Source organism: Brevibacillus sp. M2.1A, from assembly GCF_013284355.2.
Lineage (GTDB): Bacteria > Bacillota > Bacilli > Brevibacillales > Brevibacillaceae > Brevibacillus.
Map to the genome: position 1 here is coordinate 394,830 of NZ_JABSUY020000001.1, position 25,900 is coordinate 420,729.

23 protein-coding genes are annotated in these 25,900 nt (G+C 48.0%); 11 read left to right on the forward strand and 12 right to left on the reverse strand.

Annotated elements, in window-relative coordinates:
• Positions 1-34 precede the first annotated feature (34 nt).
• Positions 35-688 carry a glycosyltransferase gene (locus HP567_RS01735; RefSeq protein WP_173611754.1) on the reverse strand — a complete coding sequence of 218 codons (654 nt, stop codon included), beginning with the start codon at positions 686-688 and terminating at the stop codon, positions 35-37.
• A 168-nt stretch (positions 689-856) separates the two neighbouring features.
• On the opposite strand from HP567_RS01735, the gene HP567_RS01740 reads away from it, so the two are divergent.
• Together HP567_RS01740 and HP567_RS01745 are read left to right on the forward strand one after the other, a co-directional pair.
• On the forward strand, positions 857-1,282 hold the full coding sequence (locus HP567_RS01740; RefSeq protein ID WP_048035355.1) for a MarR family winged helix-turn-helix transcriptional regulator: 426 nt from the start codon (positions 857-859) through the stop codon (positions 1,280-1,282).
• 109 nt (positions 1,283-1,391) lie between these two features.
• Positions 1,392-2,783, forward strand: a complete 1,392-nt coding sequence (locus HP567_RS01745; RefSeq protein ID WP_173611799.1) for an MFS transporter — start codon at positions 1,392-1,394, stop codon at positions 2,781-2,783.
• Between the two features lie 40 nt (positions 2,784-2,823).
• On the opposite strand, the gene HP567_RS01750 is transcribed toward HP567_RS01745, so the two are convergent.
• Positions 2,824-3,174: a winged helix-turn-helix transcriptional regulator gene (locus HP567_RS01750; RefSeq protein ID WP_173611753.1), complete on the reverse strand. Its 351-nt coding sequence runs from the start codon at positions 3,172-3,174 to the stop codon at positions 2,824-2,826.
• A 120-nt stretch (positions 3,175-3,294) separates the two neighbouring features.
• Between HP567_RS01750 and HP567_RS01755 the strand changes: the two genes are divergently transcribed.
• Positions 3,295-3,714 carry a YybH family protein gene (locus tag HP567_RS01755; protein ID WP_173611752.1) on the forward strand — a complete coding sequence of 140 codons (420 nt, stop codon included), beginning with the start codon at positions 3,295-3,297 and terminating at the stop codon, positions 3,712-3,714.
• Positions 3,715-3,796: 82 nt separating this feature from the next.
• Here HP567_RS01755 and HP567_RS01760 read toward each other — a convergent pair whose 3' ends face one another.
• From HP567_RS01760 to HP567_RS01785, 6 genes are all read right to left on the reverse strand, one after another.
• Positions 3,797-6,472: a YhgE/Pip domain-containing protein gene (locus tag HP567_RS01760; protein ID WP_173611751.1), complete on the reverse strand. Its 2,676-nt coding sequence runs from the start codon at positions 6,470-6,472 to the stop codon at positions 3,797-3,799.
• A gap of 177 nt (positions 6,473-6,649) precedes the next feature.
• Positions 6,650-10,546, reverse strand: a complete 3,897-nt coding sequence (locus tag HP567_RS01765) for a metallophosphoesterase (RefSeq protein WP_173611750.1) — start codon at positions 10,544-10,546, stop codon at positions 6,650-6,652.
• Between the two features lie 112 nt (positions 10,547-10,658).
• On the reverse strand, positions 10,659-11,441 hold the full coding sequence (locus tag HP567_RS01770) for an HAD family hydrolase (RefSeq protein WP_173611749.1): 783 nt from the start codon (positions 11,439-11,441) through the stop codon (positions 10,659-10,661).
• 38 nt (positions 11,442-11,479) lie between these two features.
• Complete coding sequence (locus tag HP567_RS01775; protein WP_173611748.1) at positions 11,480-13,180, reverse strand: putative 2-aminoethylphosphonate ABC transporter permease subunit; 1,701 nt, start codon at positions 13,178-13,180, stop codon at positions 11,480-11,482.
• A gap of 14 nt (positions 13,181-13,194) precedes the next feature.
• Positions 13,195-14,226 carry an ABC transporter ATP-binding protein gene (locus HP567_RS01780; RefSeq protein WP_173611747.1) on the reverse strand — a complete coding sequence of 344 codons (1,032 nt, stop codon included), beginning with the start codon at positions 14,224-14,226 and terminating at the stop codon, positions 13,195-13,197.
• A gap of 20 nt (positions 14,227-14,246) precedes the next feature.
• Complete coding sequence (locus HP567_RS01785) at positions 14,247-15,338, reverse strand: putative 2-aminoethylphosphonate ABC transporter substrate-binding protein (protein ID WP_173611746.1); 1,092 nt, start codon at positions 15,336-15,338, stop codon at positions 14,247-14,249.
• A 243-nt stretch (positions 15,339-15,581) separates the two neighbouring features.
• Here HP567_RS01785 and HP567_RS01790 point away from each other — a divergent pair, with 243 nt between their 5' ends.
• Positions 15,582-16,127: a GbsR/MarR family transcriptional regulator gene (locus tag HP567_RS01790; protein ID WP_173611745.1), complete on the forward strand. Its 546-nt coding sequence runs from the start codon at positions 15,582-15,584 to the stop codon at positions 16,125-16,127.
• A gap of 51 nt (positions 16,128-16,178) precedes the next feature.
• On the opposite strand, the gene HP567_RS01795 is transcribed toward HP567_RS01790, so the two are convergent.
• From HP567_RS01795 to HP567_RS01810, 4 genes are all read right to left on the reverse strand, one after another.
• Complete coding sequence (locus HP567_RS01795; protein WP_173611744.1) at positions 16,179-17,162, reverse strand: FecCD family ABC transporter permease; 984 nt, start codon at positions 17,160-17,162, stop codon at positions 16,179-16,181.
• 1 nt (position 17,163) lies between these two features.
• Positions 17,164-18,171, reverse strand: a complete 1,008-nt coding sequence (locus tag HP567_RS01800) for a FecCD family ABC transporter permease (protein WP_173611743.1) — start codon at positions 18,169-18,171, stop codon at positions 17,164-17,166.
• 87 nt (positions 18,172-18,258) lie between these two features.
• Complete coding sequence (locus HP567_RS01805) at positions 18,259-19,227, reverse strand: ABC transporter substrate-binding protein (RefSeq protein ID WP_173611742.1); 969 nt, start codon at positions 19,225-19,227, stop codon at positions 18,259-18,261.
• Positions 19,228-19,441: 214 nt separating this feature from the next.
• Positions 19,442-20,590, reverse strand: a complete 1,149-nt coding sequence (locus tag HP567_RS01810) for a glycosyltransferase family 2 protein (protein ID WP_173611741.1) — start codon at positions 20,588-20,590, stop codon at positions 19,442-19,444.
• A 173-nt stretch (positions 20,591-20,763) separates the two neighbouring features.
• Here HP567_RS01810 and HP567_RS01815 point away from each other — a divergent pair, with 173 nt between their 5' ends.
• The 7 genes from HP567_RS01815 to HP567_RS01845 all read left to right on the forward strand — a co-directional run bounded on the left by HP567_RS01815 (position 20,764) and on the right by HP567_RS01845 (position 25,896).
• Positions 20,764-21,666 (forward strand): class I SAM-dependent methyltransferase, encoded by a 903-nt coding sequence (locus HP567_RS01815; protein ID WP_173611740.1) that lies wholly within the window; start codon positions 20,764-20,766, stop codon positions 21,664-21,666.
• On the forward strand, positions 21,623-22,324 hold the full coding sequence (locus HP567_RS01820) for a glycosyltransferase (RefSeq protein WP_173611739.1): 702 nt from the start codon (positions 21,623-21,625) through the stop codon (positions 22,322-22,324). The genes HP567_RS01815 and HP567_RS01820 overlap by 44 nt, the downstream gene beginning before the upstream one ends.
• Before the next feature lie 2 nt (positions 22,325-22,326).
• Entirely contained in the window at positions 22,327-23,028 is a 702-nt protein-coding gene (locus HP567_RS01825; RefSeq protein WP_173611738.1) for a hypothetical protein, read from the forward strand.
• Between the two features lie 321 nt (positions 23,029-23,349).
• On the forward strand, positions 23,350-23,706 hold the full coding sequence (locus tag HP567_RS01830) for a hypothetical protein (RefSeq protein WP_173611737.1): 357 nt from the start codon (positions 23,350-23,352) through the stop codon (positions 23,704-23,706).
• A 57-nt stretch (positions 23,707-23,763) separates the two neighbouring features.
• Positions 23,764-24,132: a hypothetical protein gene (locus HP567_RS01835; RefSeq protein ID WP_173611736.1), complete on the forward strand. Its 369-nt coding sequence runs from the start codon at positions 23,764-23,766 to the stop codon at positions 24,130-24,132.
• 35 nt (positions 24,133-24,167) lie between these two features.
• A complete protein-coding gene (locus tag HP567_RS01840; RefSeq protein WP_173611735.1) occupies positions 24,168-24,944 on the forward strand; it encodes a hypothetical protein in 777 nt (258 codons plus the stop codon).
• Between the two features lie 28 nt (positions 24,945-24,972).
• Positions 24,973-25,896 carry an MBL fold metallo-hydrolase gene (locus tag HP567_RS01845; RefSeq protein ID WP_173611734.1) on the forward strand — a complete coding sequence of 308 codons (924 nt, stop codon included), beginning with the start codon at positions 24,973-24,975 and terminating at the stop codon, positions 25,894-25,896.
• Positions 25,897-25,900: the final 4 nt, after the last annotated feature.

The window sequence follows — 25,900 nt, forward strand, 5'->3', positions numbered from 1 at the left end:
AGTGCTGGCGTTCATTTCGTTAGAGAAGTTTCTTTTAGAACTGATTCGGGAACTGCTTAATGATGCCTGCTGTCAGTACATCCGCCAAAGAAATGATGTGATCCTCACCTTGATCAAACGCAGCAATATCCGCTTCCCAGTCTTTTCTCAATCTCGCCTGGAGATTATCAGTGAGCAGCTTCAGATGCACGTACATCATCTCTTTTAGTTCTTTCTCGTTCCAATTGGGGTTGGCACTACTCAAGAACTTGGCGATCTCATCCGCATTCCGGTGCCAGTCCTTATCCAGCTTTGCCACAGTAGCCTGATCGCCTTTTTTGGCTGCGTCAATGATTTTGCCGCCAATGGTAATATGAGCCGTCAGCAATTCGGTAAGCTTTTTACCTGCTTCTTCTCCGTAATACGGCTTGATTGCGTTCCCGATATCCACCTGGTTTTTCAAGAGTCGTGCCTGTACGGCGTCTTTGTCTTCCAGCCCTGCCAAGGCGCTTACCATATAGGTGTGATCCCACAGCAAATGATCAATCCAGAGCCTGCGCATATCGCCCTGTAGTTTTACTTCTTTCGGCTTTATACATTCTGCCTGCTTTACATTTCCTTGCGATTCCTTGGCTGCTGCCATACCCGGCACACCAAGCAATGCCACGCAAATCATCAACAATGTTACTTTCTTGAGCATTGGAGTCATCTATTCCTTCTCCTTTTTGATAAGTATTAAATCCCGCTGTTATTTTGAGCAAATTTGGCTTTTTCATGCGTCCAACATATCATCCCTGCAAATTGACACTTTTCGGAAGCATCCTTATAGTTGTCTTATCAACAGTTGCCCTGACTGCCTAACCGAGGAGGTTTCGCAATGAAATTGGATGAGTATATTGGCGTCATCGTGAAACGAACGGATTTAAAACTGAACAACTATTATCAAAAAGTATGCAATCCGTATAACATCACCATCGATCAGTGGATGATTTTTGTCGTGTTATGGGAAGAAGAAGGTCTGACCCAGAACGAATTGGCAGATCGTACCTACAAGGACAAAACAAATATCGCACGGATGCTCTTTCTCATGGAAGAAAGAGGATTCATTCATCGCGAAACAGATAAAAAGGATCGTCGCTCCCTACGTGTCTATCTGACGGAAAAAGGGCGACTTTTAAAAGACGAGGTCCTTCCTCCCTCCATTGAAGCGTACGAGAAAACCATTGCAGGATTGACCGAAGAAGAAGTGAACCAATTTCGAAGAACACTCAATATCATTTATGAGAACGTAAAAAACTTGTAAAAACAAAAACCATTGCAGGCTGTCATTTTTTGTATATAATTAGTTGTTGTAGCAACAGTATTTATAACAACTTTCAAGGCGAAATATATACAAAAAAGGAGTGAAAATGATGAGCACAGAAGGGATCTGGAGCACGCATTACCGGGCGTTGACGATTGGTATTATTATTGTGGTGACTGCTACAGCATTTGAAGGCTTGGCTGTCACGACAATCGCCCCCGGTCTTTCCCGAGAGCTACAGGGTGAGGATCTTTATGGATGGGTATTCAGCGCTTATTTGTTGGCTCAGCTGATTGGAACTGTAGTCACAGGTCAATTCGTCGATAGAAAAGGGCCTGCCCAGCCTTTTATTGTCACGATCGTGCTCTTTGCCCTTGGCATTGTAGTTGCTGCAATTGCGCCTGATATGCTTACTTTACTGCTTGGGCGAGTGATGCAGGGATTCGGAGCCGGTGCCTTGGTCAATTGTGTGTATACCATGATTACTTTGCGCTACCCTGATTCTCTTCGCCCTCAGATTCTTGCTGTCTTCTCCAGCGCTTATATCCTTCCAGGACTGTTCGGACCGTATGTCGCCGGGATTATTGCTGAACAGTTGTCATGGAGATATGTCTTCTGGTTGATCCTTCCCTTTATCTTTCTGTCTGCACTCTTAACCACCCCCTCTTTCCGAGGCTTACAACCGCCTAAAGCAAGCGCTGCAAACAATCGTAGTCTTCTCCTGCCCTTTTTCTTGGCCATTGGGACTGGTGCCTTGCTATTTGGACTCGGCAAAATTCCCTCGATCTACGGTTTCCTGCTATCCATCGCGGGTTTGCTCGCCCTCAGTGTGCCCTTATACAAGCTGATGCCTAAAGGAACGCTCCTCGCACGCTCAGGCTTACCTGCTGTCATCGCGTCTCGGGGTCTATTTGTCGCTGCCTATTACGGCACACAAACGTTTCTCGTCCTTGGACTCACTTCGATTTTAGGATTAACCGCCGACAAAGCTGGTTTAGCTGTTGCCTCCGCAGCAATTAGTTGGTCGCTGGCAGCCAATGTACAGGCAAAGCTGGACAAAAGAGATCAGGGGGCTGGTCGCAAAAAGCGAATTATCATCGGTCTCGTCATTATGCTCATCGGAGTCGCTTGCACCGTACCGCTGACGTTGATTCAACAAGACCTTTTGGGTATCGTGACCGCGATTGTTAGCCAGATCATTATGGGCTTCGGAATCGGTTTGGCTCACCCGACAAGCGGTGCTATTGCGTTTTCTCTGGCAAAATCCGGTGAAGAAGGAAAAGTATCTGCTGAACTATCTATCGCTGATACATTTACGCCTGCGATTGTTATTGGGGTGGGAGGCGCCATCCTATCTGTGATGACTGCCTTTGCGTTTTCACTTTCTGTTGGAATTACGGTTTCCCTGCTCCTTCAGACGTTCATCGTCATACTGGGACTGGTATCTGCTGCCCGACTGGCGACACGATCCGTACCTGTTCAAGAAAAAAGGACACCTTGAAAAAAGGTATCCAATACTTTTTTAGCTATGCCTCCGATGCCTATTTTTCAGGAGGCATAGCTTTCTTTTTTTGTCTGGAAATATACTGCTCGCCGACTTCAATCATCTGCTCCAAGATGGGCGCTACGCTCTTACCAAAGTCTGTAAGTGAGTATTCCACTTTTGGTGGCACAGTCGGGTACACTTGTCGTACTACGATTTCGCTGTTCTCCAGTTCTCGCAGCTGCACAGTTAGCACATGTCGAGATACTTCCGGGATCAGCCGTTGTAATTCTCCAAATCTTCTCGTGTCTTTGAGCAATTCATAAATGATTCGAGGCTTCCATTTTCCACTGATCAGCTGGAGCCCCACCTCGACAGGACATCCAAACTCGCCATCTTGATACGGCATCTCAGCCTCCCAACAGTCAGCTTTTTATGACTTAGTCATTATAATGTGCGTACTTTTCGCTTACATCGTCTCGAGCTATGCTTAACACGCAACTCAACGATACCAAAAAGGAGAGTTCCCATGCCATTCTCTCATCGCAATCAACCTGTCAAAAACCCGGAAGATATGAACCCCGCCTTCGCAGAAGCATTCAACACTGGCGACATCAACAATCTTCTTGCTCTTTATGAACCGCAGGCTATCCTCATAACCCAAGACAACGAGCAGAGCCACGGAGTTGAATCCATCCGCGCAACACTGGAGCAATTACTCCAAGTGCAAGGTACGATGGTTTCCGAGAATGTATTTTGTATTCCGTTTGAAAATATCGCTTTATTGCGGGCTCACTTTATCATTCATACCACAGATGACGCAGGCAACGCCATGAAAATAGAAGGCCATACATCTGAAATCGTGCGGAAGCAGCCAGATGGCAGTTGGCTGTATGTCATAGATCATCCATTTGGCGCGAATCCGCCTGTCATTCATTCTCCTGCTTAGACACGCAGTCCTTGAAAAAAGGGTGCCCCTCCCGTAGTGATACCTACGTGGGGACACCCTGCTCTATTCTATCGTGTAACCCTTACCCAATAATCTTGGTCTTCTTCGCATTCTCCATCGACTTTTCAATGATTCCGCTCAACGGACGCTTCAGCGCGAGTGCCACAAACAGGCTGATACCGATAAAGCCAAATAGTACGAATATATCCCGAATCGCCGTTTCCCAGAGAATGCCACCCACCCCTTCACGCAACAGGCTGATCGCATACGTGAAAGGCATGTATGGGTTCAGCGCTTGGAAAAACGGCGCGGTCATGCTGATCGGGAACGTACCGCCCGAGCTGGAGAATTGGAATACCATGAAAATAATCGCTATGCCTTTGCCCACGTTGCCGAAGACGGACACCAGCGTGTACGTAATCGTGACGAACACCAGGCTGACCAGCATACCGAATAACACAAACGGAGCTTTATCCGCTACATAGGCCCCGAGGATGTAAATATCACCAAGTGTGACGAACAACGCTTGAAATAACCCGATTGTCACAAATGTCCCCAAGCGACCGAGGTACAACTGATACGGCTTGTATACGCCGCCTGGATTTTCCGCATTCGGCTTCAGCAGGGAAATCAACAAGGTCGCGCCTACCCAGAGAGACAGCACACCGTAAAACGGCGACATGGCCGAACCATAATTCGGAATCGGGTATAGGCGGTTTTCCTTGATCTGCACGGGACTTGAGAGGAATTCGCTCTCTTTTTTAATGTCGCCGCGCAATAGCTTGGCAAGATCGGCGAAGTTGTTGTTCGCCTCGACTTCTCTCAGCTTGTCAGCCGCATGCCCAATGGCACTCTCCAGCTTAGGCAGATCGTCTCTAACCAATGCAGCAACTCTATGGACTCCTGTCTCCACTTCCGGGAGCTTGTAGCGCACAAAATCAGCCAGCTTGGTCAAATCTGCCTCCGCTTTGGGCAAATCGTTCTGGACAAATGCCGCTGCCTCGTTGAGCTTTTTCCCGATGGCAGGAAGATTGCTCTTCAGGAATGGCGCTGCTACGCGAATCGCATTTGCAAAAGCATCCGACTTGCTTCTGAGCGTTTGTGCTAGCTCGTGGACGTGCGCCCGTATTTGCGGCATCTCCTGTTGGATTCGCTTCAACTCTGCCAATCCCAGCTCCAAGCCCGTCTTTGTCTCTTGGAGAATCGCTTCGATATCCGGAAGTTTTTCTTGAGCCTTATGCAGTAGATCTGCAGATTCTCCTGTGATCACCTTTAGCCTGTCAATGCCCTCGGATATTTTCGGGACGATTTCGCTATCGTAACGGGACAGGATGTCTCCCAATTCCGCGCTAGTGTTTTTCGAGAGCTGATTCAGGCTCTCTACCAAATCTTTCGCAGGCTGTTTGCCGTTTTCCAGCGCGCTTGCAATCATGCCGAGAATCTCGATTTGCCGGTTCATTCTGTTCTCAATCGTACGCAGCCGCTCTGCGAAATGACTCAGTGGCTGTCCTGGAATATAACTGTTTACTTTCTCTACAATCGATGCGGTATGCCCCAAAACATTCGCAGCCCTGGATAACCTGTCTTTCACGGCATTTACCTCACTGGCAGTAGGCAGGCGATCCGGATTGATTTGCAGCAGCCTGTCCGTAAGCTGTGTGAGGGCATCCGCGGCTTGCTGGGCTAAGATGAGATTTTGCTTGATCAGCGGTGCAATCGTTTCAAAGGCACCGTCATGCTTCGCAAAAAAGTCATTGAGCTGATCGGCAACAGACGCGCCCTTATCAGTCAGATCAGCGATACGCGGCAACGCATCTTGAGCAGCCGAAACGATCTCAATGGCCTGACTCGCTTTTTCTGTGGCTGTAGTCACTGCGTTTGCCACTTTATCAAAATTTCGATCCAGCTCTTCAATTCGTCCAACGGCTTGCTCAATCACCGGCAGCTTGTCTTCCATCCCGATAATGACAGACGCGGCCTCATTGATTTTCGGCCAGTTTTGCTGAATTTTGAGGACGGCCTGCCCTGCTTGATTGATCTCGGGGATTCTTTTTTCCACTTCCAGAATGATCTGCGCTTTCTCGTGAATCTCGGGAAGTTTCTTCTCAATCTCCAGTACTTTTTGCCCTGCGGCATGAATCTCAGGCAGGCTTTTTTCCAATTGGAAAACGCCACTCTCGATTTTGCGGATGGTCGGCAATTGCTCTTCAATTTTAATGCCGATCTCTGTAAGCTTCGTGAGCAAGGCTTCACTGACGCTTTCCGTAAAACTCTCGTTGATCTGCTTGGCAATCGCCGAAACACCTGATGAGGTGATTTTGGGTGCGACGGCGTTCACTTTTTCATTGACCGTATAGATCACTTCGGGCTTGGTCAGGTTGCCATGAACAATTCCCGTGATTCTTGTGGAAAAGTCAGCTGGGATCAGGATGCTGGCATAATAATCGCCCCGCTCCACGCCTCGTCTGGCCTCTTCTTTGTCCACGAAGGTCCATCCTAGTTTCTGGTTGTTATGCAAGCTCTTTATGAGCTCGTCTCCGATGTTGACCTTTTTATCGTCAACCATAGCTCCCTGATCCTCGCTCGTCACTGCCACCTTGACCCCTTGCGTATTGGCGTAAGGGTCCCATACTGATTTGATGTTGATCCAATCGTATAAACAAGGAATGAGAATGATGGCGATGATCAGAAAAATCCCGGTCGGGACCTTGAAAATGTTAATCCAGTCCGTTTTGTAAATCTTCCATATAGACCGCATGTATGTACCACCTAGTAGGAAAGAATGAGTGAAGCATGACACTTACATGACAGTTTACCATGAAAGGAAATGGTCGGGAATGAGTCTGCCACTAGTAGCATGAGCCGCTGTACGCTAAATTATGATGAAAAAAGCCCAACCATCACTGGTCAGACTCTTCCTAGTAAATCGGTCTTTCTATTTTCTCACTTTCAATGTGTACTCGCTTGTATGACCATCGTTTTCGGCGACAATCGTCACTTCAGTTTTGTCCGGTGTATCTTCATGGACGGTTACCAAGCCATCCTCGCTGATCTCAGCATATTCGGCTTCCACGACAGTGTAAGTGGTTCCTGTGCTTTCTTTGGTCATGTCTCGTTTGCTGCGGTCCGTCATGGTAGCCGATACGCTCATTTGAACCGTACTACCAGGCTTTACTGTACTCTTTTTGGCGGACAGGCTGATACTCTTGACCTCTGCAATCGTGAACGTCACTTTGGTCGATTTTTCTCCGTTGCTCACCTTGATGGTAACTTTTTTGCCAGTTCGCGCATCCTCGGAAACCTCGATCAAGCCGTTTTCATCAACCGTGACGCCACTGTTGTCAGATTCATAGACGGTACCGCTCTCTCCATCAGTCAAATCCTGCTCGGTGCGGTTCGAAAACCATCCGGTTACCTCGAGCTGGAGACTCTCACCCGGCAACAGGGATGCCCGGCTTGGTGTCACGTTCACTCTTTGCAGACCCGTATTTGCTACCATATAGATACCCGGCTTCTCGATTTCGAAGCTTGCCCGGTCACCCGTTTTGATCACATCTACTGTTTTGCCTTTGGAGGTCTTGAGGACGTTCCATACTCGCTTCGATTCATCATAGTACTGAGGCATCAAATATTTTTCCTTGTGCTCGTACGGCAGAATCATGCGGACAGTCTCGCTGTCAAAGCGCTTGAATTCCTTGTTGTCTGCTTCCAGACGAACCTCGTACATATCGCTGGCATTGCCTGATTTCGAAGGCTTTTTGATGTTTTCCGGCTTCGAGAGCTCGACGCGGATATCCGCACCGTCATTCTCTTTAAGAAGCTCTGTGGACAGCCACACACCTGCGTCTTCCTTGTTCACTAGGGCCACATTGATTTGCTTTTGTCCCAAAGCATCTACCAGATCACCACTTAGTGTCATGGAGGATTTTTCTTCTTCCTCCGATTTTTTCGCTGCACGAACTTCATGGCGAGCGCGATCCATGCGAATCTCGATTGTCTTCTCCAAGCCAAACAGCGATGCTTGCTTGTCCAATGCTGTCTCGATGTCCTCTACCGCTTGGGCAAAACGTTCGATCTGAGCGACTATCTCCTCTGTGTTTTCGGTATCGTCTGCTTCAATTGTGCTGACCTGTGCCAAAAGTTCAGTGATGGGTTCTTTCAGCTTTTTCACCCATTTTTCAGAGAGATCGTCTTTATCCAGCTTGGCAAGCGTCGTCTCTGCTACATGAGCCATGACTTTGACTGCTTGCTCCCATTGTTCTTGATCGTTTTTCTCGATCTCATCTACAACTGGCAAGAAAGCGTCCTTCAACAGCGAGTAGGTCTGTTCTAACACTTGATCCTCATCGACGATATCCTCTTTCCACTTGGAAACCATCGCTGCCAAAACGGTATCTGTTGAATCGGAAACCAATGCAAGATGCGTAGAATCACTGAGCTGGTCGTCCTTGATCAGCTTGGACAATTGCTTGATCGCATTCTCTGCTTGCTCCTCTACTACATCCTCATCTGTCGCGTTCTTCATCACCTCTGCAGCAGCACGATTCGCTTGGCGCAACTGCTCATCTGGCGTGAGTACAGGCGGATCTACCGGTGGTGTGACTGGTGGTACTTCGGTAAACGCATCCTTCAATGCTGTTTGGGCAAAGTCCGCTGACTCTGTGTCCTTTTGCTTGGAAAAAGCGAGAATTTTCGTCGCGCCATTCGGGATCGCCGTACCATTCGGGATCACATAGATGACCTTTTCGCCTGTCTTGGCTACAGATGCGATTGCAGATTGCCCGGACAGCTTGCCTTCTTCGTTCCCCCAGTAAAGTACATACTCGTCAATGTTCGCTTCATTTGCCGCCGGAGTGATCGTGACGTCCCCGCCAATCACACCTTTATTCTTGTCCGCATCGGTAAAGGATACTGCCTGTGGTCCTTGCGCCTGCGTCTCATCGACAATCGTAAAGGTAACTCGACCGAGTTCAATATTGTCGTTATCTGAGCGATATTCAGCTTCCCCGACATAAATCGCATCGTATTTGCCCGGAGCGAGCTTCAAATCCTTGAATGAGACCGTTCCATTCGGTTGCTTCACGCCGCTCGTCTTTTGCTGCGCGATTGCTTTTATATTTTTGCCCAACTTCGTGCCTGTAGGGAAAATTCCAATCCAGTCTTCTCTTACCGAGTTCGTGTAACCCACCTCAATCGCTTCTGACGACAGGTACTTCTCTTTCGCCATCTGAACCGTAGGATTACTCAGGGTCAAATCTGGATCGGAAGAAGGGTCTACCACTGGAATTTTCTCGAATAGATCGATTTCATATTGGGCGTTGGCGATCCATGTGTCGTTTTTAAAATCTCTGCCTTTTACCCGGACTTTATCTCCGTAAACTTCCACGAAAAAGCCTTGGCTTCCGTCCTTGCCTGTATTGGCGTCTGTCCACAAATAAGAGGTAGCGCCCGCATTAAACATCGTGGCGTATTTGGCGTTGTACATCGTATCCTTCGCACCCAACTCCCAGTGTGTATGTCCACTGAACAGGAAAGCGCCAGGATGCTTCGCCAGGATCGTTTTCAATTCCGTATCTTGTCTGACACCGTACCAGTAATTGCTTTTGAGATAGCCATCATTGGCACCGGCTACCGTGTTCTTCAACGGCTGGTGATGGAAAATGAACGTGGGCTTGCCTTGGGAATCAGCCAGCTTCTCGTCGAGCCATTTCAACTGCGTTTCCGACAGGTAGGAGAAGTCCTTCAGCCCTTTTTCTGTCCCAAGGAAAATGAATTGGTAGCCGTTAATCCACACATTGTAGTAGCTAGACTTCATGTTGGTGTACTTGTGGAACAGCTCCGAAAATTGTGTCCAGTCCCCCCAGCGAACATCGTGGTTCCCTTGGACAAAATACGTTTCTGGGAGTTGGTCCTTGTACATGTTAAAAATCCGGGCCAGCTCCATATATTGCGCTTCGGTTCCGTTCTCGGTATTGTCCCCGATGGTCATGAGTCCGTCACTGTCCGGATTCAGCGCAATCATATCTTTGAAGGCATCTTCGAGGTTTTTATTATGAACGTGATCCTTGCTGGTTTGCACATGCATGTCTGTGATGACTTCAAAACTGACCAATGGCTTCTCTTTCACCATTCCAGGGATTGTAATCTCAGCGCTCGCAGTCGTTTCACCCGCAGTTGAATCCGAGTAAGCAAGGAGCTTCGTCGCGCCCTTCGGAATGACCGTGTTCGCTGGGATTGTATAGGTCGCATACGTTTCACCTGGTGTAGTTGGAGGCTCCACTTGTGCGATGATTGGCTCTCCTGGCAGCTTTCCTACATCATTTCCCCAGTAAAGATTGTAGTGAGTCACATTCGCAGGATCGGCAGGAATTTTGATTTTCACATCGCCCGCGATCTGGTCTGTATCGTCATCTGTATCGACAAAAGTAATGCCCGCAGGAGGATTCAAGGTAATGATCGAAAAAGGAGCACGCTGAAAAATGTTGTAGCCATCATTTTGCATATACAACGCTTCGTACTTACCTGCTGGCAATGACTTCGTAAAGTTCATCGTACCGTTTGGCTGACCGGCTGCACTCGTGTATTGCCAAGTAAGAGAGGGGTTGCTGCCCTGTGGAATGGCACCTGCATTATACAGTCCAATCCAATCCTTTAGAGAAGCTCCTGTATACGACAAGGAAATCGGTTGACCATACAAATAGGTTTGCTTGTCCATCGTGACGGTTTGCTCTCCTGCTGCCTGAACGCCCTGGATCATAAAAGGTTGAGTCATTCCCATAAAGGCAACCGTAACACCCAGTACCATCGACATCGTTTTGTTTATCACTTTCATAATAAACGCGCACCTCATTTCGATCAGATTGATAGAGTCCGACTGATGATTTTTACACGACCTTGCTGCTGACTTTCAGACCATTGACACCAATCACAATGAGTGACTTCCCTCATTCATGCCGTGATGCCTCTACCTTCAGCTGCGCGTAGGAGGAAATCACCGCTTCTGCTTCCTCCAGGATTTGTATCCGGTCAGAAGAGTCTTCCTTGCTTACAATGCCAATGGTCACAAAGACCCCTGCACTTTTCCCCATGCGTATGTCGCCGCTCGTATCACCGATGACAGCGACTTCTCTCGGCTTCAAGCCCAGTTGAGTACAGGCTTTTACCACCATGTCCGGATAAGGCTTGCCACGCTCTACCTGATCATTCCCGATAATGACCGGAAAATAAGAGCGAATGCCCATCCATTCCATGTGCTTGATCGCTTCCTCTGTTTCATCTGCGGTTACAATCCCCATAAACATTCCGTGGCTGCGACATTGTTCGAGAAACGGGATCAGCCCCGGAATCGGATAGGCAGGACGAATCTGGTCCATATCCTGATAGGCTCGTTCCTTGCACTTTCGGGCAAGTTGTATTGATTCTCCCCACGATAGTCCCTGGCGATATCCCTGCCATGCCAGGATCGCAAGCAAATCACCTGTCGAGCCCATCGCTAACGGACCATTGATGCTGTAGTCGCATACGTGCCCATCTTCGTCGTTTACAGTCCCCCACAGTTCTGCAAGAGGGGCGATCTCGGTCGGCCGTGGAAGCTGGTTGGCAAAATGACGATAGACGGATTCACTCCAGTACCCCCAGAGCCTCACAAACTCCAGCAAAGTACCATCCTTATCGAACAAAATCGCTTTGACCGTATATCTCTTGTTGTTAACAAGCAAGTCGGGCATCTTATCCACCTGCATTCCATTTATCATCGGATATGGCTTTACTCTTTCGTCCTGACGAGAAGCGCATCCGTTCTTTTCTGAATCTTGCCTGAAACCCACATGATCGCGGTACGTACCAACAGATTCGCCACGATGATTAACGTAGACATCGCAGCAGCTTGCGCGATATCGCCCGAGTCCTCCTTGTTCACTATCGCAACCGCAGCCGGTTTCAGGTCCGGTGCATACAAGAAAATAATGGCCGAGACCGTCACCATGCTGTTGATGAAATAGTAGAGGAACACTTCAAAAATCGTCGGCAATGACAGCGGAACTGTGACCCGCAGCAATGTCCGATACCAAGGCACATTCATTGATTCCGATGCAGCCTCGAACTCACTATCCAGCTTCTTGAGACCGGACGTCATCGTCAGGAAGGAAACCGAGTAAAAGTGAACGATGTTGCACAAAATGACGATCCAAATCGTGCCGTAAATCCCGTGCAGCGGTTGATTCGGATTGTTGAAATAGAATACGTAGATCAAACCGAGCACGAGTCCTGGCAATGCGAGCGGCAGCATAGACAGAAAATACGCTGACTGACGCAGCAAACGATGCCCGCGTGACTTCTCGATAAGATACGCGAACAAAAAAGTAGCGACTGTGCCGATCAAAGCCGTAGCCGAGGCAATAAGCAAGCTCGTCACAAACGGTCCTTCTCCATCCAAAAAGTCTTCATAGTGCGCAAAGGAAATGGATAGATTGTACGGCCACACTTTTACAAGAGAGCCGTAAACAGCAACCAGGATGATTCCGATGATCACAGCGGAAACGGCGGAGCAAAGCGTGTAGAACAACCCATCCCGCAGTTTGTTGCGTTCAATTCGGTACGGGGTAGACTTCGCACTCAACCAGCCGCTCTGTTTGCGCTGGGAGATGCGATCGATCACAAATGAAATGACGGCTGGTATCAGCAGCAGCACCCCAACGGCCGCACCCATTTGCATGTTCTGTTGCCCGATCACCTGCTTGTACAAATCTGTCGCTAGCACGTTGTACTGCCCTCCGACCACTTTGGGAGCCCCGAAGTCGGTAAAGGTCAAAACGAAGCAGACAAAAATGGCACTGATCAGCGCAAACCTCGTACCCGGTACCGTGACCGTCCAAAATCTGCGCCACTTGGACGCTCCAAGCGTCTCTGCTGCTTCATACATCCGGTAATCTGCACTTGCGAGTGCCACTGACAGCATCAGAAACGCCTGTGGAAACGTATAGAGCACTTCCGCCATTACAATCCCGATAGGCCCGTAGAGCTCAATGCGGAATTCCGGCAAGAGCCCAAAAAATCCGGTAGAAATCAGCCCTTGATTGCCAAACAGGTAGGTCAGCGCCAAGCCGTGCAGCATAGAGGGCGCGAATAGCGGCAAGAGCCCAACAGATCGATAAAACCATTTGCCGCGGATCGCACTTCTCTCCAGTGCGTAAGCAAATCCGAAGCCTAACGTAACGGAGATGATCGTCGTGACCGTCGACACCTTGATGGAATTCCACAATGACATCACGAGGGCCGGCGTCGAGAAGTAATTCGCAAAGTGCATGAACCCGATGAAGTTTCCGTTTTGATCGGTAACTGCCTTGATCACCAGCTCACCAAGCGGCAACAGGATGGCGAACAACAGCGCAATGGTCATACAGATGATAATTGCGTTTTGGCTCCATTGGTTGGCGTCCGGTCGTATTCGTTTTAACCAGGTGTCCATATTCTGTGCGCTCCTTAGCCAACAGCCAGGTCTGCCGTATCATCAAAACGGATGACATGCTCTGGCGGCAGGGTGAAGGCAATTTTTTGATCAGGCCAAACATGATGAGACACCATTGCATGTGCCGGGACATCAATCGTGACAAACTGTTGCAACAAAGTACCTTGTGGGCCGATCAACTCTGCCACAATGCGGTAATGCGTACCGCGATATTCCAGCTCGCGCACGATTCCTTGTCTGCCTTTTTCATGACCGTCACGCAGCAGCTGAACATGCTCCGGACGGATGGCGAGCATAGCCTGATCCGAGTGCTTATCCGACTGGATAAAACTAATGACTCCGATAAAATCAGCGACAAATGGTGTTTTGGGACGCTCGTACACTTCTTTTGGCGTACCGACCTGAATGATGCGCGACTGGTTCATAACCACGATGCGATCCGCCATCGTCAACGCTTCCTCCTGATCGTGCGTCACCATGATCGTCGTCATCCCGAATTGATGATGGAGTCGACGAATTTCGTTTCGGAGTTTGGCACGAACCTTGGCGTCCAGCGCAGATAATGGCTCGTCCAAGAGCAAGCAGTCCGGCGAAAAGGCCAAGGCCCTCGCCAGTGCTACCCGCTGCTGCTGCCCTCCTGATAATTGAGCCGGGACTTTGTTGCGGTGTTCTCCCAGCTCCACCAGATGAAGCATTTCCTCTACCCGATCAGCAATTTGTGCCTTGGAGAAGCGATTACGCAATCCGTAAGCAATGTTTTCACTGACCGTCAAATTCGGAAACAAAGCGTATGATTGAAACATCATGCCAAAATTCCGTTTCCCTGCTGGCAACGAGGTAATGTCTTTCCCGGCAATGACGACGCTCCCTTGATCCGTTTTTTCCAGTCCTGCAAGGATGCGCAACAACGTTGTTTTACCGCAGCCGCTCGGTCCGAGCAGACAGATGAATTCATTCTTGGCAATGTCCAGTTGAATGTCCTGAAGCGCCGTGTGCTTTCCAAATCGCTTAGCGAGATTGCGTAATGACAAATAGCCTTGCTCCATCACAAATGCCCCTTTATTCTTTACTTTTTCGGTTCAGCCTTGGAGCCGTACTTCTGCTCCCACTCTCTCAAAATGCCTTCGCGGTCTCTTGCTGCTTGGTACAAGTCCAGCTTGGTCAGCTGCGATACAGGATCTTGTTTGTAGCCTTCCGGAATTTGACTTCCTTCTTGCTTGATGCTCAAAATCGCGTAGTTTTTGTTGTATTCCTTCATCGGCTCATCACTGATCGCCCAGTCGAGGAACAATTTTGCTTCCGGCTTGATGTCTTTTTTATTTACGAGCGCGCTTGCTTCCATATCCCAGCCCGAGCCTTCTTTCGGGAACACGACTTCGACTGGCGCTCCTTTTTTCTGTTCGTTAATGCCGCTGTATCCATAAGAGATACCGATTGGGGCTTCACCAGAGGACGCCATCTTCGCCGGCTTGGAGCCAGAGTGCGTGTATACCATCATGTTTTCATGCAGCTTGTCCATGTATGCCCAAGCCTTGTCCTTGCCGTACAACTGATGCAGGGCGTTGACGGTCAAGTAGCCCGTTCCAGAAGAAGCAGGGTGAGGCATGGCGATCAAGCCTTTGTATTCTGGTTTGACCAAATCTTCGTACGACTGTGGGATCGCCAGATTGCGTTTTTCCATCTCTGCTTTGTTGACAATAATGGCTGTCTCCCAAATATCCATGCCTACCCATTTTGGCGGGTTGGCCTTGTCTTTGAATTCAGGCAGTACACGATCTACGCCTTTGGGAGCATATGGCGCAAGCATTTGCCTATCATCCATCACCAAGAGACTCGTGGCAGCCAGTCCCCAGATCACATCAGCCTGCGGGTTGTCCTTCTCGGCAATCAGCTTGGCTGTCATAATGCCAGTGGAGTCACGAACGATGTTTACTTTGATATCCGGATACTGCTCTTTAAAAGAAGTCAGGTACGTCTTGATCTGTTCATCTTCAATTGCCGTGTACACATTGATTTCTCCAGATGCGTTAGACACAGCAGCCTCCGAACCGGTTTGCCCACTGCTCGATGCTGTTCCCTCTGTCTTCGGTGCTCCGCAGCCTGCCAACAAACTCGTAACGACCAACGTTGCTGCCATCACATTCCACTTGATTTTCACGATGATTCTCCTCTTCTGAAAGAAAGTATCGGATAAAAACATCCTGCGTTCAAAAATTATTGTACATTCGCATTGTGTTCCGCCCATGAAACCACTGTTAATTGAGCATTAAGATTACGTAAATACTCCTAACAATAGCTTTATCACTGTGTAGGAAAACTTTTTGCTATAATAGAAGCAACATACAAAAAGAATTGAACGAAAATGATGATGACGGTGGCACGAGAGGGAAGTGAATATTGCATGTCTTTGAACGAGGAAAATGTACTTGAAGAAAAACGCCTTCATATTCGTAAACAAATGATCGAAGCCATTGCAGAAACAATGGACTTGTATGGGGCTACTCATTCTTCGGGTCAGCTTTACGGTGTCATGTTCTTCGAGAATCGTCCGATGACGCTCGACGAGATGAAAACACAGATGAACATGAGCAAAAGCAATATGAGTTATGCGGTGAGATCCTTAATGGAATCCCGTATGGTCAAAAAGCTCGAGGAAAAGCAGGAACGAAAAGAGCTGTATGCGGCGGAGACCAATTTCTTCACAGCGTTCCAAAACTTTTTCACATATAAGCTGCAACGAGAAGTCGATGTGATGACCGGTGCCATCGATCAGGCACTACCTGAATTAACCGAGCTGATCCTTCAGGAAAGTATCTCTGATGAGGAACGAAAGCTCGCTCTCCAAGATTTGCATAAGCTCAGACATGCAAAAAAGTATTACGAGTGGTTGCAAAATTTTGTGTATGCCTTGGAACAAGGTGCTTTTTTCGAAGAGGAGCCCGAATAAAAAAATGCCATCTTTCTCTCCAAAAGCTAGAGGAAAAGATGGCTTTTCTTTTTACTTTCTCTTCTCTTGACGCACCAAATACAAGAAGTACGGAACACCGATGACCGCAGTCACGATACCCGCGGGAATCTCGATCGGAGGATTCAGTCCCCTCCCCAATGCATCTGCAATGACGAGAATCAACGCGCCCAAAACCGCCGCACCCGGCAATAGATAACGATGCTGATGACCGAACAGCTTTCTCGCCATATGTGGCGCAATTAATCCCACAAAGCCAATCGAGCCAATTGCCGCTACACATGCGCCTGCCAAAGCAACCGCGAGTAACAAGAGCATATAGCGTGTTCGCACGACATTCAATCCGAGCCCCGTAGAGCTTCCTTCATCCAGACTGATAATGTCCAGCTTACGATGCAGGGCAAAGCTAATAGGAATGAATACGAGCAGCCACGGCAGCAAAGCGTAAATTTCATCCCAGCCTTTCCCCCACAAGCTCCCTGCCAGCCAGACAAGAGAATCATTGGCTTGCATCGGATACTTCACCATAATGAATTCCGTCAACGCTTGGCAGATTGCCCCTACTCCCATGCCGACCAAGGCAAACGTAGTTGGCTGTGCACCGCTTTTCCGAGCGAAATAGATGAGGGCAATTGCTACCGCTAATGCTCCCAAAAACGCGACAATCGGGAGAAGAAGTGGTGAAGCCAGCGGAAACAAAATGATGACCACAACCGCGAACAAGCCCGCCCCTTTGGTTACCCCTACGACATCCGGAGATGCCAACGGATTGCGGATCATTCCTTGCAAAATCACACCAGCGATCGCGAAGCCCGCTCCGGCAAGAATCGCGAGCAGCGCCCGCGGCAATCGATAGTTTTCAATCATAAATGTAAGCGACGAAGGTTCGCCCATGATCACTCGGATCATTTGATCAGGGCCGATAAAGATCGGGCCGATCCCCATGCTAAGCAACGCTGCCACTATGACCAGGGCCCCGAGGCCAACCAGGAGCAGGGTGTTTTTTCGCGAACTCATATCATTTTTCCCTCCCCTTTTTTCTCGCCAAGTAAAGGAAGAACGGGGTTCCCAGGAGAGCCGTTACAATTCCTACAGGAGACTCAAACGGATAGGAAATCAATCGAGCCAGTACATCGGAGATTGTCACCAGGACAGCACCACCAAGCGCAGACACAGGGATAACGACCCGATAGTCCGAACCCACGAGCCTCCTTGCGATATGCGGAACCATCAGTCCGACGAAACCAACAGCTCCGGCGACAGCAACAGAGGCGCCTGCCAAAATAACGACCACAACATAAGACAGCAGTCGGACGCGGGCGATTTTTTGTCCCAACCCCATCGCGACTTCCTCCCCCAGTCGAAACACTGACAATGAGCCGGACAGCCAGATCGCCAGCAGGAGTCCCGCTATCGACCATGGCAAAATCAATTGCACATCCGTCCAAGCCACTCCGCTAATAGAGCCAGACAACCAGTACAATACATTCGAGATGTGTTCGTTAAAAATGATAATTCCCTTCGTAATGGAGGTGAGCAGCAGGTGGATCGCCATTCCTACCAAAGCAATCTTGAGATTGGTCATCCCGCTGGAAGCTGCGAATCCAAAGACAACAAGTCCCCCGACTATCGCTCCAGCAAAGGCAAAATAGATGAGATTGGCTTTCCCGATATCCGGTAAAAACACAATCGCGAGTACAACCACCAAACAAGCCCCCGCATTCACGCCAAATACTTGCGGGGATGCCAGTGGATTGCGGGTAACGGCCTGCATCACGGCTCCTGCCACAGCCAAATTCGCCCCAATGATAGCTCCCAGCACAGCTCTCGGAACGCGGATGGTCTGGAAAATCAAGAGCTCTTTGGAGTATTCACCCGATAACCAATGCGTCACTAATGATCGAATTTGCAGCGAAGCTACTCCGGTAAACAAGCTCAGCAACAAACCAATGAACAAGAGGATTGCCAAGCCGATCGCAATGAGGACGAAAGTACTTTTTCGTTGTCGTGTCGTTGTTTTCTGCAATACAAGCCACCTCGATCAACTACGACGTGCAGGAACACGGAAAAGACCAGATCAGCGATCGGTCTCTTCCAGGATTTGCATCGTATGTTATTTTTCTTTGCTATATAAGAGATTCACTGCCTCTTCTACAATGCGTTCCGCAGATTTCAGCCCACGATAGCGCGTCCAGAGGTCACGATTTACTTTGTGTACTTCTTGATTTTTGACAGCGGTGATATTGTTCCAGAGCGGATTTTGCTTCCATTCGTTCAACAGCGCGTCGTCGGCTTCCGCCAGGAAAATCACATCTGGATCCCACTGCACCATTTGCTCCAGGCTGATTTTTACTGTTGGTTCTGGCGCATCTTGAATGGCATTTTTGATTCCAATCATTTCGAGCAACTCACCATCAAACGATTTCGCCCCATGTGCAGACAGCGAATCTGCGCGGAATACTCCCAGCATGACTTTGCGTGAATCCTCAGCGGGTACCTTCTTTTTAAACTCTGCGATGATCTCCTTGTGCTTGATCAGGCGCTGTTCTGCTTCTTTTTGCTTGTTCAGCGCTTCCCCAATCGTGGCAAACGAGCTCAAGTTTTCCTGATACGTCGAGTTGCGGCTTTTCAAAATGATCGTCGGTGCGATTTTTTGCAAGTCCTTGTAAATGTCCTTGTGGCGATTCAAATCACCGATAATCAAATCAGGCTGCAACGAGCTGATGACTTCCAGACTCGGCTGCTGGCGTGTCCCCACAGGGGTATACTCGATTTTTTTGCCGATCAATCCTTCTACGTCCTTATCCTTCTCCTGCGCGATTCCTACAGGCGTCACTCCCAGCTCCCATAACCCGTCTACAAAGGAGTACTCCAACGCGACGACTCTTTTCGGGTCTCCGGTAATTTCTGTTTCGCCCAGTTCGTGTTTCACGATGCGCTTTTGTGCGGTTTGCGCACTATCTTGACCTGCTGCTGGCTGTTTTTGCTCTGCGCTGCCACACCCGGTCAGTAATACTGTACCTGCCAGTGCAAGCGTCCAAAACATATAGCCGAGACGCTTCATTCCGTTTGTTTGCTTCATTTTTTGTCCCTCACTTGATGTTATTGATAATGATTATTATTACCGATAAAATGCGTTTTTTATTGTAACAATCCGCTGCCGCAAATGAAACATTATGCTTATTAAACCTTTTACCGCAATAAAAATGATTAACGTCATTTTGTTCATGCTCTGCCATTACGAAAAAAAGCCGTTACGCCTGAACCATCGACGTAAACGGCTTTTCGCCACGATGCTATTTGTTGTTTAGCGTATGACTTACTTCCGTCTTCAAGCTCAGCTTCTCTAATGCGTCCTTGGCAGGCGCATGATTCTCCGCCATCGCCACCGTCGTCTGATAAGCTGCCATAGCCTCTTCCACTTGACCCAATCCTTCGTAGCAAAGCCCTTTGTAATACCAGGCGTGAAAACTTCCTGATCCCTTCAAGGTCAGATGCCGAATGTTGCTCTCACCTAGCTCCAGGCAGTGATCGAACGTCATCAATGCTCGTTTGTAGTCCTTTTTCAAATATTGAATGATCCCTTTGTACAAATGTAAATCAACGTAGTCAGGATAAATCTCGATTGCCTTTTCAATTCCTGGCCACGCTCCCTCAGCACTGCCCATCGAGATCAATGTAGAGTATTTGAGCTTATAAAGGAGCGAAGGAGGCATCATATGGTTTTCGAGAAACCCGATAATAGACAGATTCACGAACTTGAACGTCTTCTCATGCTCCTGGATACGTGAGAATTCACTGGCAAGATGATACTCAATCCATGGAGAGTGGCCTTCTTTTTCCAATTCCTTCATGAGTAGTTGAATATTGCGCTCGAATTTGTTCTTTCTGCCAGTACATTCATTCAGGTAGCCGTAATGGTATATCCGTACAGGCAAGATTGGAATGTGGAAATCCTCGGTCAGATTGGGAAGAACCTCTTCTACGTTGAGCGTTTCGTGGATCGGAAAATGGAAGCGAAAACCGATGCCATTGCGAAACAAACGTGAGTGAGCGATATGAAAAGCATCGTCTTCATTTATTTCATCTCCAATGTAATTGATTAGATGGATATAAAAAAGAGAATCTTCTTGACCGCGAAGCAGCTCCTTTAAGTTCTTGCTGTCTTCCTGATTCATTTCCTCATCGGCATCCATCCACAAAATCCAGTCGCCCGTTGCTTTTTCCAGTCCAAAGTTTCGCGCTTCTGCGAAGTTATCCTGCCACTCATACAAGTGCACGACCGCTCCGAATGACTTGCCTATCTCTACCGTTTTGTCGGTACTCCCCGTGTCTACGATAATCATTTCATCCACAAGATCTTTCACGCTTTCCAAGCACTTGTGAAGGCACTTTTCTTCGTTTTTTACCATCATACATAAGGAAATTTTGGGCGCCTCAGACATGATGCTCATCTCCTTTTACACACATCACTGAGATCGTAGTCTATCCCCCCTTTACTCTATGAGTGGACTGCTTTTTTCAGAACGGTGCCATTTCCTTGGCTTTCGAACCTTTTCCTGGAGCAGCGCATAGGTAGTTGTAGGCAGATATCACAAAGAAAGCAGGGATCGTATCCATGCATGACTCATGTCCTTTGTGCAACAGTACTCAGGTGGCGCTTTTCCACCAGTACTCTACCTTCTCACTCCTAACGTGCAAAGATTGTGATCTCGTTTTTCAACCTCACCTCGACCAAGTCAACGTGACACAGCTGGTTGCAGACATTTATGACGCGAGTTGGGTCTCCATGCGGGATCAATACGCCAAGAATACATTTACGGAACACGCGATCTTCCATACATTGCTGCTCGATATGTGGTTTGCGGAAAAAGGGAAGTTGCTCGAAATTGGTCCAGGAACAGGAGAGTTGTTATTCCTTGCTCGTGAGGCTGGGTGGGAGGTTGTTGGGGTAGAACCGTCACAACAATCATGCGCATACGCCCAAGACAGGTATGGGTTACAACTGGTTCATTCGTTGTGGAACTCCGCCGTGCTCGCCCCCGAACACATTGGTACATTTGATGCCATCGTTTTTTGTCACGTCTTTGAGCATATTTCGCATCCGAAGCAATACCTTGAAGAATTGAAAGGGTTTCTTAAACCAGGAGGAAAAATCATTTTTAGCGTGCCGAACAAAAACTCGTTCACCAATAAATTGTTTGGAGTGTATTCCCCGCTGTATACCGAGAACGACCACCTCTTTCATTACTCCCGTGACAATCTAATCTCACTCCTTCATCAGGGTGGCTGGGAGGTTCTCTCCATCTTTTCTCGAGAAGAAACGAACCGATTGGAAAACCATCTGCGCAAGACCACGCAAACAACTTTGCCGATTCAGGACATCATGAAGCTAGCCGTGAATCTTCAGTCGAACTTCCAGGGCCATGAAATCTTCTGCATTGCAACACGACAAGCGCAGGAGGTGCAGCACATAGATGACCAGAGCCAAACTAACTCTTTCCATGATTGTGAAAAATGAAGGCAATCGCTATTTGAGACGAGCACTGGAAGCACATAAAGACTTTATTGACGCAGCCGTCATCATCGACGATGGTAGTATGGATCATACCGTGGATCTCTGTAGAGAGGTTCTCAAGGGCATTCCTCTTCATCTGGTTCAAAACGCTACCTCTCAGTTTTCCAACGAGGTCGCCTTGCGCAAACAACAATGGCAAGAAACGATTCAGACTGATCCGGGATGGATCTTGAATCTGGACGCCGATGAACTCATGGATAGCTCCTTCCCCTCGAAAGTCTCCGAGATTTTGGAACAGCAGACATACGAGGTGATCTACTTTCGTTTGTACGATATGTGGAGTGACACGCATTATCGCGAAGATGAGTATTGGAAAGCCCATCATTACTATCGTCCTTTTATGGTCAAGTACCGCCCTGACTTCCCATATTTATGGAGGGAAACCCCTCAGCATTGCGGCAGATTCCCTCTCTCGATCCACCAGTTCCCTTACCTGTGCCATCCGTCACGCGTGAAACATTTTGGCTGGGCCCGACTCGAAGACAGACAAAGCAAATACAACCGTTATCAACTCCTCGACCCCGACGCCAGATATGGCTGGAAGGAACAGTATGAATCCATCTTGGATCAACATCCCAATCTGCTGGAATGGGTGGAATGAAGATGATGATTCGCGAGATCGAAAAGGCTTTGCAGCAGTCCAATTGTAATCAATGGCGATACAACTCTCTCTCGTTGAGCAAACAGGCCCTCGTACATGTATGCCGTCATATCAACAAAGAACGTGAGGAGTGTCAGGTGCTTCAGTTGGGTGGAGGTGACTCCGCTCTGTTTTGGAAATCACTTGGCGATCTTGAACTGCTCCGGGTCCAAGCAACCATTGTGGAACATCATCCGATTCGTGCAAAGGAAATCAAGGAGAGTCTAGGGGATGTACCGCATGTCGATTTGGTGACCAGCTCTTTGAAGCAACTATCCGAAGAGGAATGGAACAAGGTCTTCGACAATCCAGCAGAGAGTAAGAGCTTGTGGCCTGCCATCGGACAGAATGTTCCCGAGAATCAATTTGATCATTTTTCTATACAAAATACCTTTTACGCCGATTTGGACCAACTACTGCTTTCGCTATCCGGCCATTCGGTAGATGTCATGGTTGTGGACGGTCCGCATGGCAACGGTCGCTCTCTTGCCTACCCACTATTTGTTGACACACTCAAACCCGATGCACTTATTCTCGTAGATGATTTTGATCACTATCCCTTTCTGGCATATCTCGGAAAAATCTATCACTACGAAGAGCTTTTTCGAGATATAGCCGGAAATCGTCGCTGGGTCTTGGTAAGGCTCCAGGGAACCAAAAATTAAGTCCATGAGGTGATGAGTATGTCTCAAGCAACCATTCCAAATATTACACTGTTAGCATTATCCCGAGCACCTCTACCTCGTTATCCAATCAATACGATTAAGTTGTCATATTAAGATCGCGGATACATAACATGTACTGCGAGGAAGTTTCCATTTCTTCACTATCAATCACGCGATCCTATGACGATCCTATCGTTTTTGTTGCAAGAAACTTGGCCGAAGGCGTTCTGTGCAAATAAAGGGAAGCAGATCGCCTTCTTCATTGGGCCAGTCTTATTTTGTAGGTATACAAAGCCATACAAACAAAGGATGTGGATAACGATGTCAATGCCCACGGTCCCCAATATAACACCGGAAATCATATTGAAACGAAACGAAGTATTAAATCTGCTTCTCACCTCCATTGCGCTGGAGGAAATCGGACTTTCTCACATTATTAATACAGAGGGGGAAAAGATTCAAAGGATCGTGAAGGAGCAATCGCTCTCGCTCAATGATGCGCTTGCCTTAAACAACAGCGTAGAACGAATGCTGCGCAATGTCATCAAGACCGAGATGCTCCTACAATTCAGGCTGGAGGATATTATCAAGCTGGAGCAGATGCATAATCATGAGCATCATCACGATGACTTGCCTGACGCCCCTAACATCCCCGACCTTTCTTGCTTCAAAGAATAACCCTTACTACTTACACTGCTTTTCATGGGATCCTAATTTTACTGAAGAGGGATGATGATGACCTTACAAGATAAAGTTCCTTCATATGATGTGCCTACGCGCGAAGAAGCTCTGAGTCATTTGCTGCAATCGATTGCCCTAGAGGAAGAAGCCTTGTCCAGATTGCTAAACGCCGAAGCTGACAAAGCCCTTGCTTTCGTTGGCAAAAATCTGGACTTCCCTAACAACCCCTCCAATGATGAAATCATCACCTTTAATCGTACAGTCATTTCGATTCTGGATTCGGTGCTGATGGCTGAGTGGCTTTTGTTAAAAAAGCTGGATGCAGCCATTCACATGTACCCTGTGGCGCTTAAATCAAATTTTGAGATGGAAGCATCCAATTTCGGGGATGAATCGGATGACGACTTCACCATCGACTATTAACGACTGATCATTTCAGGAATTCGAGGTCAATTGCCATGAAGAACAAAGGTATCGATGACCAAACCGTTCTAAAGCTGACCTATTCCATCGTCCAGTTGATCAAAGGATTGGAATCTCGCTTTCATCATGCCAAAGATTACGAGCTCATGCTGTTTGGCTACCAAATATCGACGATGATCAATCTGCTCGTCAGACTGCATACCCACATACATCATAAGCAGATTGCTCACAGCTTCCTTTTTGAATCGCATCCCACTAGTGAAATGCACACTCCTGTCCTTGCTGCGATAGCTCAGTTATCGGAATTGGTAAAGACATGGAGGTTTCCACATAAGCAAACCACCACCTTGATAGAAAATCATCTCCGGCAATTACAAGCTTTCTACTCGATAGAAATAGAACCAGAAGAGGATTCCCCCTGCGACGAACCGATGCAATTGGAGCTGGAAGGAGATATTCCAGATCACGAACCTGTACAGCTAGATCCAGGTGAGCAACCGAAAACCACTGACGTCCCACCTATGCCTGCCCCAACCCCTCCATTGCTCGCAAACAACGCACGCATCGATACAGCCAACAACCGGAAATCAGTACGTCCAAAACCCCCATTATTAGCACAGGCTGCCTCCGTCCCTACTCCCGATAAAAACAAACGCAAATCCAAGCGTCCCAAGCCTGTAACAAACATGGTAAAAGTGCGTGGCCAGAAAAAAATGCTCGCAAAGCAAGAGTCTGCACCTAAAAAGCCTCCCTTTGTACCCAACTCCGTAAAGGTACGTATCGGCAATGTCACCAAGGTCATCCACATATGAACCTGAATTTAATGAAGGAGTAAGGGATATGGATCGTTTGGAATTGATCGAAGTGGCCGGCAACAGTTATGTGGTCTCCGGTAAATACGGGATCGGAGTATATTTGGATAGATCCAGCAAAACTGCTGTTTTCATGGATAGCGGACCGAATGCCACGGTCATCGAGAAAGTATGCACGAGGATCAGCGAACGAGGGTATCAAATCCTTGCCGTTGTTCATACACATGGTCACGCTGTTAACCACGGTGGCAATCCCTATTTGAAAAAAAGGTTCCCCAACCTCCGCATCTATGCGACACATCTGGCATCCTATCTCATTGAAAATCCACATCTCGAGCCTTTGGCTTTCGACGCAGGTGGAGATTCTGATACGAAGCCTGATGAAAACAATGAGAATATACGTGCACTCGTAACGGATTATCTGCCATCCACCGATGGTATCTTTCACGTCCATACCATTCCATTTAAAATCGTCTCCTTGCCTGGGCATTCGCCAGGAATGGTCGGCATTCTTACCCCTGATCATGTCCTGTACTGCGGCGATGCCTTGTTTGGCGCCAAAACATTGAACAAGCAGGAGCTCCTTTTTTTTAACGATCTGAGGGCTGCCAGAAGAAGCTTCAAGAAGCTCTCGATGATGAAATTGAACGCTTATGTGCTGTACCATGGCGGGCCCTATAAGACAGTCACGGGGTTAATTAACAAGCATCTCACCCTACTAAAAGACACCTCTGCTTTTCTTGAAGCATGGATTCATGAGCAGCCAAGCACTCTCGAACAAGTAGTCCAAAAGGTCATGCAAAAGTATGGGTTTGAAGATGACTTGCACCGCTACGGTTTGACTACCTCGATCATCCGCTCTTATTTAAAAGAACTACAGCAAGAGAAGCGAATTGTCGCAAAAGTGGACAATGGTTTACTGCTATTCAGCAAACCTGCGGCAACCACTTGAACAC